Origin of the sequence: Microbispora hainanensis (genome assembly GCF_006874475.1) — a bacterium.
In the GTDB taxonomy this organism is placed as follows: Bacteria; Actinomycetota; Actinomycetes; order Streptosporangiales; family Streptosporangiaceae; genus Microbispora; species Microbispora hainanensis.
Genome location: NZ_VIRM01000004.1, coordinates 55,164 through 70,886 on the forward strand (window position 1 = coordinate 55,164; position 15,723 = coordinate 70,886).

The window sequence follows — 15,723 nt, forward strand, 5'->3', positions numbered from 1 at the left end:
TCGCCGGTTTTCCACCGGTCGCCGGTTTCTCAGTGGTCGCCGGTGGTGCCGTGCGCGCGGGCGCGGCGGAGCGCGGACGGCTGCAGAGACGGGGTGTCGCCGCCGGTGTCGCGCTCGACGAAGTGGGTGCCCGGGGCGACGATCTCGTCGATCCGGTCGAGGACGTCCTCGCTCAGCTCGACGGTGGCCGCCTTGAGGTAGGCGTCCAGATGCTCGATCGTGCGTGGGCCGATGATCACACTGCTCACCGCGGGGTGGTTGAGCGCGAACGCCAGGGCCAGGTCGACCAGCGTGAGGCCGCTGTCCTCGGCGAGCCGGGCCAGTGCGTCGGCGGCGGCGAGCTTGCGCCGGTTGCGTTCGAGGGTGACGTCGAACCTGCCGGGGATGAGGCCGGCGCGCGCCGACTCCGGCTGCTCGCCGCCGACGCGATACTTGCCCGACAGCCAGCCCGCGGCCAGCGGGCCGTACGTCAGAACCCCGATGCCGTACGTGCGCGCGACGGGGAAGACCTCGCGCTCGGCGCCGCGGACGAGCAGCGAGTACGGCGACTGCTCGGTGTGCGGGGCGACGAGCCCGTGCCGGTCGGCCAGCCACTGCGCCTCGACGAGCCGGTGCGCGGGGAAGACCGAGGTGCCGTAGTAGAGGATCTTGCCCTGGCGGACCAGGTCGTCGAGCGTGCGCAGCGTCTCCAGCAGGTCGGTGCGCGGGTCGGGCCGGTGCGCCTGGTAGAGGTCGATGTGGTCGGTGCCGAGCCGGCGCAGGCTGTCCTCCACCGCGCGGACGATCCAGCGGCGCGAGTTGCCCGCGTGCCGGGGGTCGTCCCCGATCTGCCCGTGGAACTTGGTGGCGAGGAAGACCTCGTCGCGGCGGCCCTTGACGGCCTTGCCGACGATCTCCTCCGACACGCCCTGGGCGTAGACGTCGGCGGTGTCGACGGCAGTGATTCCGGCGTCGAGGGCGGCCCGGATGATTCTCGTGCTCTCGGCCTCCTCCTGCCACCGGCCGAAGTTCATCGTGCCGAGCGTGAGCGGGCTGACCAGGACGCCGGTGCGTCCGAGCGTCCGGGTGGCCTTGTCGGTCATGGTGTCCTCTCGGTGTTCAGAAGAGCCCGCTCGTCGGCGGTTCCTCTCCGGTCAGGTGGTAGGCGCCCGCCACGGCCGCCTTCCACTGGCGGGGGTTGTGGTTGGCGACCGTGCGGGCGTTGCGCCAGTGGCGGTCGAAGCCGAGGTCGCGGTTGGTGATCGAGCCGCCCGCGACGTCGAAGAGCAGTTCGGCGGCCCGCAGGGCGGACTCGATGGCGATCACACCGGTCTGCGCCACGGTGACGGCGGCCTCCGCGCCCGCCGCACGCGCCCGGGAACCGGTCAGGCCGCGCACCCCGTGCACGACCTCGGCCGCGAACAGCACCGCGGAACGGGCCGCCTGGGCCCGGGCGGCGATCTCGCCGACGGTCTGACGCACGTAGGGGTCGTCGACGCTCCTGGCCGCCGTGCTGTGTTTGATGGGCCGGGCCTTCTCCCGGACGAACCAGACCGCGTCGTCGAGTGCCGCGGCGGCGATGCCCGCCTCGACCGCGGCCAGGTAGAGCTGGGCGAACGCGCCCAGCCACGGGTTGTCGAGCAGGCTGTTGTCGCGGACCACGACCTCGTCCTCGTACGCCCGCACGTTCACCAGGCGGGTGGTGCCGCTCGCGGTCAGCCGCTGGCCGACCGCGTCGAAGTCGTCGAGCCGCTCCACGCCCTCGCGGTCCACCGGAAGGGTGAAGCCCAGCACGGTGCCCGACTCGTCCTTGGCCAGGCCGGAGAACCACGAGGCGTACAGGCCGCCCGTCGAGTAGTACTTCTCGCCGTTGATGACGTATCCGCCGCCGTCACGCCGGATGGTGGTGGTGACCGACCCGCTGGCGCCGCCGGTGCGCTCGTTGGAGGTGCCGGCGAACAGGTCGCCGTCGCGCAGCCGCCGCAGGGTCGTCTCCCGGCTGGGCAGGTCCGGCCGGCTCGCCACCTGATTGGCGGTGAGGAAGCTGCTGCGCAGCGCCTGGGCCACGTTGGAGTCGGCGCGGGCGATGGCGATGACGAGGTCGGCCACGTCGCGCACCGACCCGCCCGCGCCGCCGTCCTCCTCGGCGACGCCGATCAGCGTGATCCGCTCGCGGGCGAGCGCCCGTACGTCGTCGAACGCGTACTGGCGGGTGAGCTCGCGCTCGCGCGCACCCGCGCGCAGGCGCCGCAGGATCGGGGAGACCGCGGCGCGGATGCCGTCCACGGTGTAGCCGGTGGCGGCGTGGTCTGCGGCGGCGTGGCCCGCGGCGAGCGGCCCGGGGGTCACGCCGCCACCGCCGCGGGATCGGGCAGGCTCAGCGCGGCCCGCAGCGTGAGCGGGCGCGGAGAGGCAGGCGAACCGGCGGTGTCCGTCAGCAGGGGCGTCAGCGCCCGGATCGCGGCGATCACCGCGTCGGCGCCCCCGGTGGGCACCAGCTCGAACCCGTCCAGCCGGTGCTCGCGGGCCCAGTCGCGGAGCTCGCCGGCGAGGGTGGCGGCCGTCGCGGCGTCGCCGGGGCCGAGGTCGTCCCCGGCGATCTCGACCCGGCCGAGCAGCGCGACCTCCTTCCTGGAGCGGCCGGCTCGCCGCAGTGCCTCCGTCAGCGCGGCGTCCGCCCCGGCCGCCCGCTCCCGGCCGGCCACGACGACGTCCGCGGACCGCGCGACCGCCGTCACGTCCAGGACGTCCGGGTCGCCGAGGTCGGCGACGACGACCGGGCGTCCCTGCGCCGACGAGGGACCGTCAAGCGGCCCGGCGACCCGGTAGAAGGCCCCCTCGTGGTCGACGGGCCGGACGAGGGCGTCGTCGACCACGACGCCGGCCTCCTGGTCGCCGATCAGCGCCGCGCGCGGGAACGACTCCCACAGCCGGGTCAGCACGTGGGCGTACTCGCTCCACCGCGCGGCGGGGCCGGCGGCGTGGGGGCCGGGGGCTGTGGCCTGGCTCACCTCGTCGCTCCCGCCCGCGCGCAGCGCGACACCGGCCAGGCCGCCGGTCGCCCGGTCGAGGGAGAGCACGCGGCGTGCGGTGTTGTACGGCGCGTTGTGGGTCGTCGGCACCTCGGCGATGTAGCCGAGGCCGGCGTGGAGACCGTCGTGGAGACCGTCGTGGAGGCCGGCGAGGTAGGCCGCCACCACGGTCGGGTCGAGGACGTGGCCCGCGGCCACCCCGTCGAGCAGCCGTATCGCCGCGATCCCGGCCTCTCGCGCGGCCGCCGCGACGGCGGCGGCTCCGGTGAGCGGCACCGGCACCGGTCCCCGCGCCGGTCCTGCGGCGGGCGGGGCGGCCGGTTCACCGACCGCGAGAGCGAGCTGGATGACTGGACTCATGACAAGACCGCTTTCGGTTGTGGGACGGGACGTCGCGGGCCGTTCACAGGGCCGTTCACAGGGCCGTTCACAGGGCCGTTCACAGGGCCGTTCACAGGGCCGGCTCTAGTGGGCGGAGCTCGTACGGCCCGGCGTCGGGGAGGCCGAGCCCGAGGTGGTCGCGGAGGGTCGTCCCCTCGTAGTCGGTGCGGAACAGGCCGCGCCGCCGCAGCTCGGGCACCACGTGGCCGGCGAAGTCGTCGAATCCCGACGGAAGCACGTCGGGCATCACGTTGAAGCCGTCCGCCGCGCCCGTGCGGAACCACAGCTCGATGTCGTCGGCGATCTGCTCCGGCGTCCCCACGACGATCCGGTGACCGCCGCCGCCGGAGAGCTTCTTCAGCAGCCGGCCGAGCGTCGGCCGTTCCGTTTCGATGATCGCCTTGACCATCCGGTAGAAGGTCTGGGAACCACCGGCCTCGTCGGGGGCGACGAGCAGCTCGGGCGGGATCGGCTCGTCGTCGGACAAACCGTCCAGGGAGATGCCGAGCTGGCCGGCGAGCCGGCCCCGGGCGTACTCGCGGGGGAGGATCTCGTCCAGCAGCTCGCGCCGGGCCCTCGCCTCGGCCTCGGTGCCGCCCACGACGGTCGACAGCCCGGGCAGGACCACGACGTCCTCGGGCCGCCGTCCGAACGCGGCCGCGCCCGCGCGGATCTCGGCGCGGAACGCGCGGGCGTGCTCGATGTCCTGGTCGGCGGAGAAGATCACCTCGCCGACGCGGGAGGCGAGCCTGCGGCCGTCGCTGGAGCCGCCGGCCTGCACCACGACCGGCCGGCCCTGCGAGGAGACGAGCGCGGTGCGGGCCGCCCAGGCGGCGACGACCTGCTCGGTGAACTCGGCGGCGCGGCGGTAGCGCAGCGCGTGGCCGGGCTCACTCGTGCGGCCGAAGTTGCGCGCTGCCACCGCTCCCGCGGTGGTCACCACGTTCCAGCCGAAGCGGCCGCCGCTGACGTAGTCGAGGTCGCCGAGACGGCGTGCCAGCTCGACCGGGTCGTTGTAGGACGACGACAGCGTCCCGATCAGGCCGATCCGCTCGGTCTGCGCGGCGATCCGCGCCAGCACCGTCGTGGGCTCCAGGTTGTTGGCCGTACGGTGCCTGATCTGCGGGTCGAGCGACGGGCCGTCGGCGAGGAAGACGGCGTCGAGCTTCGCCTGCTCGGCCCTCTTCGCGATCGAGGTGTAGTGCTCGATCGTGTAGCTCGCGGTGCCGTCGGTGCCGGGGAACCGCCATGAGCCCCCGAAGACGCCCGCGTTGAGGATGTTGACGTTGAGGTGCAGTCGGCGTGACACGGCGATCTCCTTAGCGTGCGCCGGCGACGGCGAGCCCGGCTCCCGGGATCGCCTCCAGCAGTTGCCGGGTGTAGTCGTGCCGCGGTGAGCGGAACACCTGCTCGACCGGGCCGGTCTCGACCACGACGCCGTCCTTCATCACCGACACGTCGTCGGCGATCAGGCGTACGACGCCGAGGTCGTGGGTCACGAACACGTAGCTGAGGCCATACTCGGCCTGCAGGTCCACCAGCAGTCGCAGGATCTGGGCCTGGACCGACACGTCCAGCGCGCTCACCGCCTCGTCGAGCACCAGGATCCTGGGGTTGGGCGCCAGCGCCCTGGCGATCGCGACCCGCTGCCGCTGGCCGCCCGAGAGCTGGCCCGGCAGCCGGTGCAGGTGCTCTTCGTCCAGCGCCACCGCCTTCAGCAGCTCGGTCACCCGGGCCGTCCGCTCCCGCCTGCCCCGCGCGAGGCCGAAGGCGCGCAGCGGCTCGGCGACGATCTCGCTCACCGTGAACCGCGGGTCGAGGGAGGTGAAGGGGTTCTGGAACACGAACTGCAGATCCCGGCGGACCTCCCGCAGCCGCCTCCGGGACAGACCGGTCAGCTCCCGGTCGCCCAGGTGCACGGTGCCGCTGTCGGGCGAGGCGAAACCGGCCAGGATGCTCGCCAGCGTCGACTTGCCCGCGCCGGACTCACCGACGATGGCGTGCGTGGCGCCCTCGCGTACGACCAGGTCGGCGCCGTCCAGGGCACGCAGCTCACGCCGCGGGCCCCGGCCGCGCAGGCGGTAGGTCTTGGTGAGCCCCCGCGCCCGCAGCACCTCACGGCCGGGCAGCGGGCGCGGGCCCGACGCCGGCTCCAGCCGCCCGGAGTGCCGGGCGGGCGCCGCGTCGAGCAGCCTGCGGGTGTAGTCGTCGGCCGCGTTCTCCAGCACCCGGCGGACCGGGCCCTCCTCCACGATCTCGCCGTCGCGCATGACCAGGATCCGGTCGGAGCGGTCGAGCGCGACGCCGAGGTCGTGGGTGACCAGGAGGATGCCGATGCCGAGCTCCTCGCGCAGCCGCACGAGGTGATCGAGGATGACCTTCTGGACGGTGACGTCGAGCGCGCTGGTGGGCTCGTCGGCCACGATGATCTTCGGTTTGCCCGCCAGCGCGATCGCGATGAGCGCCCGCTGCTTCATGCCGCCGCTGAGCTCGTGCGGGTAGTGGTGGAACACCCGCTCGGCGTCCTTGAGGCCGGCCGTGCGCATGCTGTCCAGCGCGGCCTGCCTGTGCTGCGCGGCGTCGCGGGCCTCGGGCTCGTTGAACCGGACCGCCTCGATCACCTGCCGGCCGATCTTCTTGACCGGGTTCAGCGACGTGTTGGGGTCCTGGGGGATGAAGCCCACGTAGTTGCCCCGCACCAACGCCATGCGCCGGTCGTTCCAGCCCGTGACGTCGACGCCGGAGTAGGCGATGGAACCGGCCCGGATCCGCGCGGACTCCGGCAGCAGGCCGAGCGCGCCCTGGACCAGGGTGGTCTTGCCCGAGCCCGACTCGCCGACGAGCGAGACGAACTCGCCCGGCCCGACGTGCAGGGTGGCGCCGCGTACGGCCGGCGTCCACCGGCGGCGTCCGGCCCGATAGTCGATCACGAGACCGGTGATCCGCAGCAGCGGGTCCTGCCTGTCCGCATGTGGGTCGGTCATCGGCGGTGGTCCTTCCGGTAGGAGGTGCTGATGCGGTGGGTGGCGATGACGACGACGGCGAGCGCCGCGCCCGGCAGGATCGAGGCCCAGGGATGGACCGCCACGTAGTCGCGGCCCTCGGCCACCAGCAGCCCCCACTCCGGCTGCGGCGGAGGTGCGCCGTAGCCGAGGAAGCCGAGCGAGGCGACGGCGAGCACGGCCGTGCCGATCTCCAGCGCCGCCAGCGCGATCACCGAGCTGAGCGAGTTGGGGACGACGTGCCGGAGCATCACGCCCAGCCGGCCCACGCCGAGGCCGTACGCCGCCTTGACGTAGTCCTGGGTCACGACCGCGAGCACCTGGGCTCTCATCACCCGCGCGAACGACGCGATGGAGGAGATGCCCACCGCCAGGGCGATGTTCTGCGTGGAGTAGCCGAGGACCGAGACCACGACCATGGCGAGCAGCAGGCTGGGGATCGCCAGGAACACGTCGATCACCCGCATGACGGCGGTGTCGACGATTCCTCCGGCGAAGCCGGCGATCAGCCCCACGAGGGTGCCGACGCCGAAGGCGATGAGGACGGCGAGCAGGGTCGCGGTCAGGGTCGTCTGCGCCCCGTACACGCTGCGGGCGAACAGGTCGCGGCCCAGCCGGTCGGTGCCGAACCAGTGTTCGGCGCTCGGCGGCAGGAAGCTCGCGGACGCGTCGCCCGCGTAGGGGCCGTACGAGGTGAACAGGCCGGGGGCGACCGCCCAGCCGATCACGACCAGCACGACGAGCCAGGAGGCCACGAGGATCGGCTGCCGCGTGAGCTCGCCGAGGCGCCCGGCGATCGGGCGGGCGAAGCCGGCCCGGCGGCCCGCCGCGAGCGCGTCGAGTTCGACGGTCATCACCTCCTCCTCACGCGGCTCGGCCGGTGGCGAGCGCGGCCCGCAGCCGCGGGTCGAGCAGCGGATAGATCAGGTCGACGATCAGGTTGATCAGGGCGAAGCCGGCCGCCACGAGCACGACGGTCCCCTGCACGAGCGGGACGTCCAGCGTGTTGATCGCCGCCTGCGTCATGCGGCCGACGCCCTGGCGGGCGAAGACGGTCTCGGTGATGACCGAGCCGGCGATCAGGTTGCCGAACGTGATGCCGGCGATGGTGAGCGCGGGCAGGCCGGCGTTGCGGAAGACGTCGCGGACGATGATGCCGCCGCGGGTGGCCCCCTTCGCCCAGCTCGTCGTGACGTAGCCGGAGCGGAACTCGGTCGCGAAGCTGCGGACGAGGAGCTGCGCGATCGGGCCGGACACCGGGATGGCCAGCGTGATCAGCGGCAGGACGAGGCTCCGCGCGCCCCTGTCGCCGAAGGCGGGGAACCAGCCGAGCCGGAACGAGAAGATCTGCAGCATCAGGATGCCGGACAGGAAGACCGGCACGGAGACCGCGCCCGATGGCAGCGCCTCGACGAGGTCGCGAACCCACGCACGGCGGGCCGAGGTCGCGGCGAGCGCGATCACGAAGGCGATGACCAGCGCCAGCGCGAGGGCGCCGGCGGCGAGGAGGAGGGTGCTCGGCAGCACGTCGAGGATCGTGGGGACGACCGGCCGTCCCGACTGCACCGAGGTGCCGAAGTCGCCGGTCAGCGCGTGCCCGAGCCGGGTCAGATACTGCAGGATCACCGGCCTGTCGAAGCCGTAGCCCGCCGCCACCTGCTCGCGGACCTCGGGCGGCACGGCGTTGACCTCGGCGGGGTCGAAGAGCAGGTCCACCGGGTCGGCCGGCAGCACGAACAGCAGGACGAAGGTGAGGCTGAACGCGGCCCAGACCACGAACAGGGCCCGGCCGATCTTCAGCGCGAGGTAGCGCAGCACGACGTTCCTTCCACGGGCAGATGGCCGCCGGCGGTCACTTCCCGTTGCTCTTCCACGTGTCCACGAAGTGGTTGCGGGACTGGGCGTCGAAGATGATCCCGTGGACGTGGTCCGCGTGGGCGATCACCTGCGAAGGGTTGTAGACCGGGTTCACCAGCGCGTATTTGTCGAGCAGGAGGTCCTGCGCCGCCTTGGCGTACTGCTTGCGCGTCGCCGGGTCGAGGGTGAGCTCCAGCCTGCCCAGGGTCCGCGTGACCTCGTCCACGTCGATCCCGGGGGACTCCTTCGTGACGAACGAGCCGTTGCCGAGCGCCGGGCCGTACTGGAGGTTGAGGACCGCGGGGTCGTTGCGCGAGCGGTTGGCCGCGACGACGTTCCAGTCGGTCTTCGCCTTGGTCAGCAGGGCCGTGTAATCCGGGATGGGGACGACGGTGAGCCGCAGGTCGATGCCGATCTTCTTCAGGTCCTGCTGGATCGACTCGTACGCCGGCTTGTTCGCCACCAGGTTGCTGATGCCGAGCAGCTTGACCACGAGCTTCCTGCCGTCCTTGACCCGGATGCCGTCCGGGCCCTCCTTCCACCCGGCCTCGTCGAGGAGGCGCCCGGCCTCCTCGGGGTCGTACCTCAGCACCGAGCCGCTGTAGTCCACGTAGCCGGGGACCGAGGGGGCGAGGACCGACGTCGCCACGGAGTAGGAGCCGGTGAGCACCGTCTTCCTGATCGCCTCGCGGTCCCAGCCGAGCTGGATCGCCCTGCGCACCGCGATGTCGTCGGTCGGGAAGAGCCGGGAGTTGAGGTTGAAGAAGATGGAGGTGCCGGAGACGCCCCGATAAATGATCTTGAATCCCTGGTCGGCCAGCGGCTTCTCGTCCGTGGTGCCCACGTCGAGCGTGGCGTCGACGGCCCCGGACGTGAGCGAGCCGGTCCGGACGCTGGCCTCGGGGATCGTGTTGAACACGATCCTGTCGAGGTAGGCCTCGCCCCTGTGCTTCAGCGCCGGCGGCGCCCAGTTGTAGCCCTTGCGCCTGACGAGGACGGTCTTGACCTGCGGCTGCCACGACTCGTACACGAAAGGACCGGTGCCGATCACCTTCTTCGGGTCCGTCCGCTCTTCCGCGCTGAGCTTCAGCGTCGACGGCGACAGGAAGCCGGGCTGCGCGTTGGCGGTGAAGGACGAGGCCTGCAGGAAGCTGGCGAGCGGCTTCTCGAAGCGGACGACGGCGGTGTAGCGGTCCGGGGTCAGCGTCTCGATGTAGCCGGGCAGCAGGATGGCGCCGTTGGGGTTGATGCCCAGCTTCTCGTCGCCGTGCACGTACTGGTCGAAGTTGGCCTTGACCACCTCCGAGTCGAACGGGCTGCCGTCGCTGAAGGTGACGTCCCTGCGCAGGTGGAAGGTGAACTCGGTGAGGTCCTTGTTGTACTCCCAGGACTCCGCCAGCCACGGGGTGACCTCTCCGGTGTCCGGGTCCTGCCAGGTCAGCTTGTCGGTGACGTTGTTGCCGATGAGCGATTCCGCGTAGTTGGTGCCCCACTGCGGGTCGGGGCTGCGCTGGTAGTCGATGAGGGCGAACTGCAGGGTGCCGCCGTGAACGGGGGCGCCGGCGACGGCGGCCCGGCCGGTGGAGGCGTCCCCGCGGGTGAGGGCGAACCCGCCTCCGGCGACCAGGAGGACGGCGACGGCCCCGGCGACCCAGGGCCATCTCTTGCGCCTCGGGGTGGCGCGCTCGATTGCGGTGCGAAGGTCTGACATGAACGTTCCTCGTGCTTGACGGGGCAAGGGCCAGGCGGCGGACGGGACGAGGGGGAAGCGCCACCGCTCCGGGTGCGCGGGTGCACAGGGCGCGCGGGTGCACAGTGCGCGCGGACGATGAGGTGGATGACGGTCGCGGCCGCCTGACGTATGGCCGGCGACATGGGTCAGGGCCGGTGGCGCGGCCCTGATGACAGACGGGCTTCGCGAAACCGATGCGGGCTGTCCCGCGAACGGCGCGAGAACCGTTCAGCGCCGACAGAGCGCGCCCGCGAAGAAGGCGAAGTCGATCTCGCGCCTGGAGTACCGAAGCAACTCGATCACGAACTACACTTTACCTACTTGAGAACTAGGTTTTTTATGTGATCTGAGTCACAGTCACATCCGCCCGCGCACAGGACAGGGAGATCGTCGATGAGCCCGCAGTTCCTCTGGTACATCCCCAACCAGGCCGAGCCCGGTCACCGGGGCGACGACGTCGTCGCGAACCACAACAGCCTGGACACCTTGACCAGCCACGCCAGGGCCCTGGAGGAGCACGGGTGGGGCGGAGCGCTCATCGGCACCGGCTGGGGACGGCCCGACACCTTCACCGTCGCCGCCGCCCTGGCCGCGCGGACCGCGACGTTCCAGCCGCTGATCGCGATCCGTCCCGGCTACTGGCATCCGGCCAACTTCGCCTCCGCGGCCGCGACCCTGGACCATCTCACCGGTGGACGGGTGATGGTCAACATCGTGTCGGGCAGGGACAACCTCGCCGCGTACGGCGACAGCGAGGGCGACCAGGCCCACCGCTACGCCCGCACCAAGGAGTTCATCCGGATCGTGCGCCGGCTGTGGACCGAGGAGAACGTCACCCATCAGGGGGAGCACTTCTCCGTCACCGGCTCGACGGTGGTGCCGCGGCCGGTGGTCCGGGGTGAACGCCGGCACCCCCGGCTCTACTTCGGCGGCGCCTCGGAGGCCGCGGAGAGGGTGGCCGCCACCGAGGCGGACGTACAGCTCTTCTGGGGTGAGCCGCTCGACGGCGTCGCCGAGCGGATCGACCGGCTCCGGCGGCTCGGCGACAGGCTCGGCCGCGAGCACCCTCCGCTGGAGTTCGGGCTGCGCATCACCACGCTGGTGCGGGACACCACCGAGCAGGCCTGGGCCGACGCCGAGGCCAAGGTCGCGCAGATGGCCAGGGGCGCCATCGAACGCGACCCGAACAGGCACGCCGCCGTCGGTCAGCAGCGGCTGCTGGAGCTGGCCGCGCGGGGCGAGGTGCTCGACGACAACCTCTACACCACGCCCGGCAAGTTCGGCGGGGGCGGCGCCGGCACCACCTGGCTGGTCGGCTCGGCCGAGGACGTGGCGAAGTCGCTGCGCAGGTACGAAGCCCTCGGCATCACCCACTTCGTGCTCTCCGACACCCCCTACCTGCCGGAGATCAGGCGCCAGGGCGAGCAGTTGCTCCCTCTGCTGACGGCCGGTCGTCCCGCCTGAGGCGCTCCCCGCTGGGCTCGGCCGTACGACGGGGCCGGAGGAACGCGGGGACGAGCATGGGAGGGGCACGGCCGGCGGCCGGCCGTGCCCTCGCGGATCAGGGCTTACGTGCCAGGCCGCCGAAGCAGGCCACCTCGCGGGGCTCGCCCCACGGGTTGTCCTCCGCCCGCCACCGCGACACCGAGACGATGCCGGGGTCGAGCAGCTCAAGGCCGTCGAAGTAGCCCTCGATCAGCTCCGGACTGCGCGGGGTGTAGGGGGTGGCGCCGCTGCCCGCGTTGTAGCCGCCCAGCGCCTTGACGTACGCCGGGTCGGTGTCGGAGCCGTCGTAGAGCGCGAGATAACTGCCGGAGGGCAGGGCCTCCAGCAGCCGGCGCACGATGTCGCGCGCCTCGTCGTAGTCCGCGACCAGGCCGAGGATGCCCATCAGCATGAGCGCGGCCGACCGCGTGAAGTCGAGCGTCCTGGCCGCCTCCCGCAGGATGCGGCCGGGGTCGCGCACGTCGGCCTCGATGTAGTCGGTCGCCCCCTCGGGCGTGCTGGTCAGCAGCGCCTGGGCGTGCACCAGCACCAGGGGATCGTTGTCGACGTAGACGATCCGGGACTCGGGGGCCAGCCGCTGGGCGACCTCATGGGTGTTGTCGACGCTGGGCAGGCCCGTGCCGATGTCGAGGAACTGGCGGATTCCCGCCTCGCGGGCGAGATGTCCGACGGTGCGCACGAGCATCTGCCGCGACTGGCGGGCGATGTCCACCATCCCGGGGAAGACGGCGCGGATGCGTTCCCCCGCCTCTCTGTCGACCGGGTAGTGGTCCTTGCCGCCGAGGAAGTAGTTCCAGACGCGGGCCGAGTGCGGCACGCTGCTGTCGATCCTGCGGACGCCGGGGTCGTCGGCGGGAGGAGTGTCGCTCATGGGGGCCTCGGAGTGGTCGGAACGGGGAGACGACCGCACCCGCATCGGTGATCTCCGCTGGGTGCCGGCAGATCGCGCGTGGCGCCCATCCTTTCCGATCAAGCTCCGGCACGCAACCACCCGGGGCGCGCGGAAAGCGCCATGACGGCCGCGTTCGCCCCGATAGCATCCCGTCCGTCGCCGGCGTACGGCCGGGACGGCGAGGTCCATATCGGCGAGGTCCGTATCGGCAAGGTCCATACCGGCGAGGCCATTCGGGGAGGACAGGGATGATCTCGGCTCGGCCGGAGGGCGCGACCCCTCCGGACGGACGACCGGTACAGCCGCGGGGCGGGCCGACGGTGGTGCGCATGATGCTCGGCGCCCAGTTGCGCCGGCTCCGCGAGGCCGGGAACATCAGCCGCGAGCAGGCCGGGCAGGCCATCCGCGCCTCCACCTCCAAGATCTGCCGGCTGGAGCTGGGCCGCACCCCCTTCAAACGGCGCGACGTGGCCGACCTGCTCACGCTGTACGGCGTCGTCGGCAGCGGGGAGCGGGAGACGATGCTGGCGCTCGCCGAGCAGGCCGGCACGCCCGGCTGGTGGCACCAGTACAACGACCTGCTGCCCGGCTGGTTCGAGGTCTACGATGAACGACCTCAGCGTGCAGGCCGAGTCGGCCCGCGACACCGTGACGATGCTGCGCGGGATCCTCGCAGATTTGTGAGCGGATTCGTAAGCGGATTCGTAAGGGCCGGTCAGGCCCTGCCGAGGTAGGCCAGCAGGCGGTCGAGGGGCCAGGTGTTCACCACGTCGTCCGGGGTGAGCCAGGCCCGCTGCGCGATCCCCACGCCGAACCTCTGGTGGGCGAGGTGCGGCACGGCGTGGGAGTCGCTGTCGATGGAGAACTTCACGCCGTGGTGGCGCGCGAGCCGTACGAGGTCGGAGGGCAGGTCGGCCCGGTCGGGGTAGGAGTCGATCTCCATGATCGTGCCGGTCCTGGCGGCGGCGCGGAACACCGCGTCCCAGTCCGCGTCCACCGGCGGCCGCTTGCCGATCTTGCGAGTCGTGGGGTGGCCGATGACGTGGACGTGCGGGTTCTCGCACGCGGCGATGAACCGGCGGGTCATCTCCTCGCGCGACTGCGTGAAGTGCGAGTGCACCGAGGCGACGCACACGTCGAACCCGGCCAGCACCTCGGCCGGCCAGTCCACCGAGCCGTCCGGGGCGATGTTCAGCTCGCTGCCGTGCAGCAGCCGCATGTCCGGATATCTCGCCTGCAGCTCGGCGATGCGGGCGCGCTGGGCGAGCGCCTTGTCGAGGGTCATCCGCTGCATGACCAGGTCGGGCGCGTGGTCGGTCACGGCGTAGTAGGAGTAGCCGCGCATCGCGGCGGCGGCCACCATGTCCTCCAGAGAGGCGATGCCGTCGGTGAGGTCGGTGTGGGTGTGCAGGTCGCCCCGCAGGTCGTGCAGCTCGACCAGGCGCGGCAGCTCGCCCCGCAGCGCGGCCGCCACCTCGCCGCCGTCCTCGCGCAGCGCCGGGTGCACCCACGCCATGCCGAGCGCCTGGTAGATCTCCTCCTCGGTCTCCGACGCGATGAGGCGCTCGCCGTCGAACAGGCCGTACTCCGACAGCTTCCAGCCCTTCTTGACCGCCATCTCCCGGATGGCGACGTTGTGCTCCTTGCTGCCGGTGAAGTAGATCATCGCCGCGCCCCACGACTCGGCGGGGACGAGCCGCAGGTCGACCTGCAGACCGCGGTCGGTCCTGACCGAGGTCTTCCGCTCGCCCTTCGCGACGATCTCGGTGACGTACGGCTGCCGCGCGAACAGCTCCATCAGGCCGGGGTCGCCGACGGCGAGGATGTCGATGTCGCCGATCGTCTCGCTCATCCGGCGCAGCGACCCGGCGAAGGCGATCCGGTCGGCCGGCAGCGAGGCGATGACCCGCTCCGCGAGGTCCGCCGCGATGCCGAGGTGCACCCGGTCGCCCGACCGCTCCATGTGCTCGATGCCCTTGAGCAGGTTCTCCTCGGTCTTGGCGCCGAAGCCGCGCAGGCCCTTCAGGCGGCCGGCCCGGATCGCCTCGGCGAGCGCGGCGGGGGAGTCGATGCCGAGCTCCTGGAACAGGTACAGCGCCTTCTTCGGGCCGAGCGAGGGGACGCGGGTCAGCTTGCGGACCCCCTCGGGCACCTTGCCCCGCAGGTCGTCGAGCTGCCGGAAGCTGCCGCGTTCGAGGAACTCCTCGACCTTCTTGGCGATCGCCTCGCCCACGCCCGGGATCGACCGGACGTCGGTCTCCGCGAGGTCCCCGGGGAATCCCGCGATCGACTTGGCCGCCTTCTGGTAGCTGCGCACCCGGAAGGCGTCCCCGCCGCTCAGCGCGAAAAGCTCGGCGTACTCCTGCAGCGCCGCGGCTGCCTCGTCATTGGCCCGTCCCATGGGTCTCAGGGTAGGCCGTCTCAGGGGAGGAGAAGCGGGAGCGCACGTTCGAACGAACGGATCCAGTATGGCCAGGTATGGGTGCCGTTTCCGTAGAAATCGGTCGTCACCTTCACCCCGGCCTTCTCCGCGGCCGTGGCGAAGTTCCGGTTCTGCCGCATGATCGCGGCCTCGGTGCCGTCGACCGGTCCGTCCCCGTGGTCGAGCGGGCCGGGCTCGCCGTCGCCGGAGGACGTGTAGAGGCGCAGGCCCTTCAGCCGCCCGGCCAGGTCGGCGGGATTGTGCTCCGGCCATTCGCTCGGGTCGCCCCACAGGTCCTCGGTGTCCACGCCGTTGCCGGCCATGAACGACCGATATCCGGAGACGTCGTCACGCGTGTCGAGCACCCCCGAGAACGACGCCGCGGCCTCGAACATGCCCGGATGCCGGGCCGCGTAGACGAACGCGCCGAGCCCGCCCATGGAGAAACCGGCGACCGCGCGGCGCGCGCCCACGCCATACCGCGGCTCGACCAGGCGCGGCACCTCGGTCATGTGGAACGTCTCCCAGCCGGGGCCGTCGCGCCAGTCGGCGTACCAGCCCATCGGGCCACCCTCGGGGACGATGACGACGGCGTCGAGGCGGGCGGTCAGCCGAGCCACCTCGCCCGTCCTGAGCCAGTCGAAGCCGCCGCCGGCGCAGCAGCCGTGCAGCAGATAGAGCGCGCGCCAGCCGGTGGAGCCCGGTTTCCAGGCCGCGGGCTTCACCACCCACACCGAGCGCTCCCCGCCCGCGGCCGGCGAGTCGATCACGAGCCGGTCCGTCCGCCCGTCCACGGCCTCCTGCGAGACGACCGTGGCCGAGCCTGCGGGACGGGCGGACGGCGGCGCCGCGGACTCGGCGGTGCTCTGGCAGCCGGTCACCATGACGACGAGGACGAGCCACGCCACAAATGTCTTCAC

At 72.1% G+C, this 15,723-nt stretch carries 13 protein-coding genes; 2 read left to right on the forward strand and 11 right to left on the reverse strand.

Going from position 1 to position 15,723, the window contains the following annotated elements:
• Positions 1-29 precede the first annotated feature (29 nt).
• The 8 genes from FLX08_RS04575 to FLX08_RS04610 all read right to left on the reverse strand — a co-directional run bounded on the left by FLX08_RS04575 (position 30) and on the right by FLX08_RS04610 (position 9,962).
• A complete protein-coding gene (locus FLX08_RS04575; RefSeq protein WP_142616926.1) occupies positions 30-1,082 on the reverse strand; it encodes an aldo/keto reductase in 1,053 nt (350 codons plus the stop codon).
• Between the two features lie 16 nt (positions 1,083-1,098).
• Positions 1,099-2,328 carry an acyl-CoA dehydrogenase family protein gene (locus FLX08_RS04580; RefSeq protein ID WP_142616927.1) on the reverse strand — a complete coding sequence of 410 codons (1,230 nt, stop codon included), beginning with the start codon at positions 2,326-2,328 and terminating at the stop codon, positions 1,099-1,101.
• Entirely contained in the window at positions 2,325-3,371 is a 1,047-nt protein-coding gene (locus FLX08_RS04585; protein ID WP_142616928.1) for an LLM class oxidoreductase, read from the reverse strand. The genes FLX08_RS04580 and FLX08_RS04585 overlap by 4 nt, the downstream gene beginning before the upstream one ends.
• Before the next feature lie 91 nt (positions 3,372-3,462).
• Complete coding sequence (locus FLX08_RS04590; RefSeq protein ID WP_142616929.1) at positions 3,463-4,701, reverse strand: LLM class flavin-dependent oxidoreductase; 1,239 nt, start codon at positions 4,699-4,701, stop codon at positions 3,463-3,465.
• A gap of 10 nt (positions 4,702-4,711) precedes the next feature.
• Entirely contained in the window at positions 4,712-6,376 is a 1,665-nt protein-coding gene (locus FLX08_RS04595) for a dipeptide ABC transporter ATP-binding protein (protein WP_142616930.1), read from the reverse strand.
• The gene (locus FLX08_RS04600; RefSeq protein ID WP_142616931.1) at positions 6,373-7,248 is read right to left on the reverse strand and encodes an ABC transporter permease; all 876 of its coding nucleotides are present in this window, start codon (positions 7,246-7,248) and stop codon (positions 6,373-6,375) included. The genes FLX08_RS04595 and FLX08_RS04600 overlap by 4 nt, the downstream gene beginning before the upstream one ends.
• A 10-nt stretch (positions 7,249-7,258) precedes the next feature.
• Positions 7,259-8,212 carry an ABC transporter permease gene (locus tag FLX08_RS04605; RefSeq protein WP_142616932.1) on the reverse strand — a complete coding sequence of 318 codons (954 nt, stop codon included), beginning with the start codon at positions 8,210-8,212 and terminating at the stop codon, positions 7,259-7,261.
• Positions 8,213-8,246: 34 nt separating this feature from the next.
• Positions 8,247-9,962 carry an ABC transporter substrate-binding protein gene (locus tag FLX08_RS04610; RefSeq protein ID WP_142616933.1) on the reverse strand — a complete coding sequence of 572 codons (1,716 nt, stop codon included), beginning with the start codon at positions 9,960-9,962 and terminating at the stop codon, positions 8,247-8,249.
• Positions 9,963-10,376: 414 nt separating this feature from the next.
• On the opposite strand from FLX08_RS04610, the gene FLX08_RS04615 reads away from it, so the two are divergent.
• Positions 10,377-11,447 (forward strand): LLM class flavin-dependent oxidoreductase, encoded by a 1,071-nt coding sequence (locus FLX08_RS04615; protein WP_142616934.1) that lies wholly within the window; start codon positions 10,377-10,379, stop codon positions 11,445-11,447.
• 97 nt (positions 11,448-11,544) lie between these two features.
• Here FLX08_RS04615 and FLX08_RS04620 read toward each other — a convergent pair whose 3' ends face one another.
• A complete protein-coding gene (locus tag FLX08_RS04620) occupies positions 11,545-12,360 on the reverse strand; it encodes an SAM-dependent methyltransferase (RefSeq protein WP_142616935.1) in 816 nt (271 codons plus the stop codon).
• A gap of 350 nt (positions 12,361-12,710) precedes the next feature.
• On the opposite strand from FLX08_RS04620, the gene FLX08_RS04625 reads away from it, so the two are divergent.
• Positions 12,711-13,115, forward strand: coding sequence for a helix-turn-helix domain-containing protein (locus FLX08_RS04625; RefSeq protein ID WP_425280612.1), 405 nt, complete (start codon positions 12,711-12,713; stop codon positions 13,113-13,115).
• Here the strand turns inward: FLX08_RS04625 and polX are convergent.
• Positions 13,097-14,782 carry a DNA polymerase/3'-5' exonuclease PolX gene (polX, locus tag FLX08_RS04630; RefSeq protein ID WP_142616937.1) on the reverse strand — a complete coding sequence of 562 codons (1,686 nt, stop codon included), beginning with the start codon at positions 14,780-14,782 and terminating at the stop codon, positions 13,097-13,099. The genes FLX08_RS04625 and polX overlap by 19 nt on opposite strands.
• Positions 14,783-14,802: 20 nt before the next feature.
• Positions 14,803-15,723 carry an alpha/beta hydrolase gene (locus tag FLX08_RS04635; RefSeq protein WP_142616938.1) on the reverse strand — a complete coding sequence of 307 codons (921 nt, stop codon included), beginning with the start codon at positions 15,721-15,723 and terminating at the stop codon, positions 14,803-14,805.

Excerpts from the sequence above, each read along its gene's own strand:
- FLX08_RS04620 (WP_142616935.1), bottom strand. The coding sequence starts at position 12,360 with ATGAGCGACACTCCTCCCGCCGACGACCCCGGCGTCCGCAGGATCGAC.
- FLX08_RS04595 (WP_142616930.1), bottom strand. The coding sequence starts at position 6,376 with ATGACCGACCCACATGCGGACAGGCAGGACCCGCTGCTGCGGATCACC.
- FLX08_RS04615 (WP_142616934.1), top strand. The coding sequence starts at position 10,377 with ATGAGCCCGCAGTTCCTCTGGTACATCCCCAACCAGGCCGAGCCCGGT.
- FLX08_RS04585 (WP_142616928.1), bottom strand. The coding sequence starts at position 3,371 with ATGAGTCCAGTCATCCAGCTCGCTCTCGCGGTCGGTGAACCGGCCGCC.
- FLX08_RS04600 (WP_142616931.1), bottom strand. The coding sequence starts at position 7,248 with ATGACCGTCGAACTCGACGCGCTCGCGGCGGGCCGCCGGGCCGGCTTC.
- polX (WP_142616937.1), bottom strand. The coding sequence starts at position 14,782 with ATGGGACGGGCCAATGACGAGGCAGCCGCGGCGCTGCAGGAGTACGCC.
- FLX08_RS04575 (WP_142616926.1), bottom strand. The coding sequence starts at position 1,082 with ATGACCGACAAGGCCACCCGGACGCTCGGACGCACCGGCGTCCTGGTC.
- FLX08_RS04625 (WP_425280612.1), top strand. The coding sequence starts at position 12,711 with ATGATGCTCGGCGCCCAGTTGCGCCGGCTCCGCGAGGCCGGGAACATC.
- FLX08_RS04610 (WP_142616933.1), bottom strand. The coding sequence starts at position 9,962 with ATGTCAGACCTTCGCACCGCAATCGAGCGCGCCACCCCGAGGCGCAAG.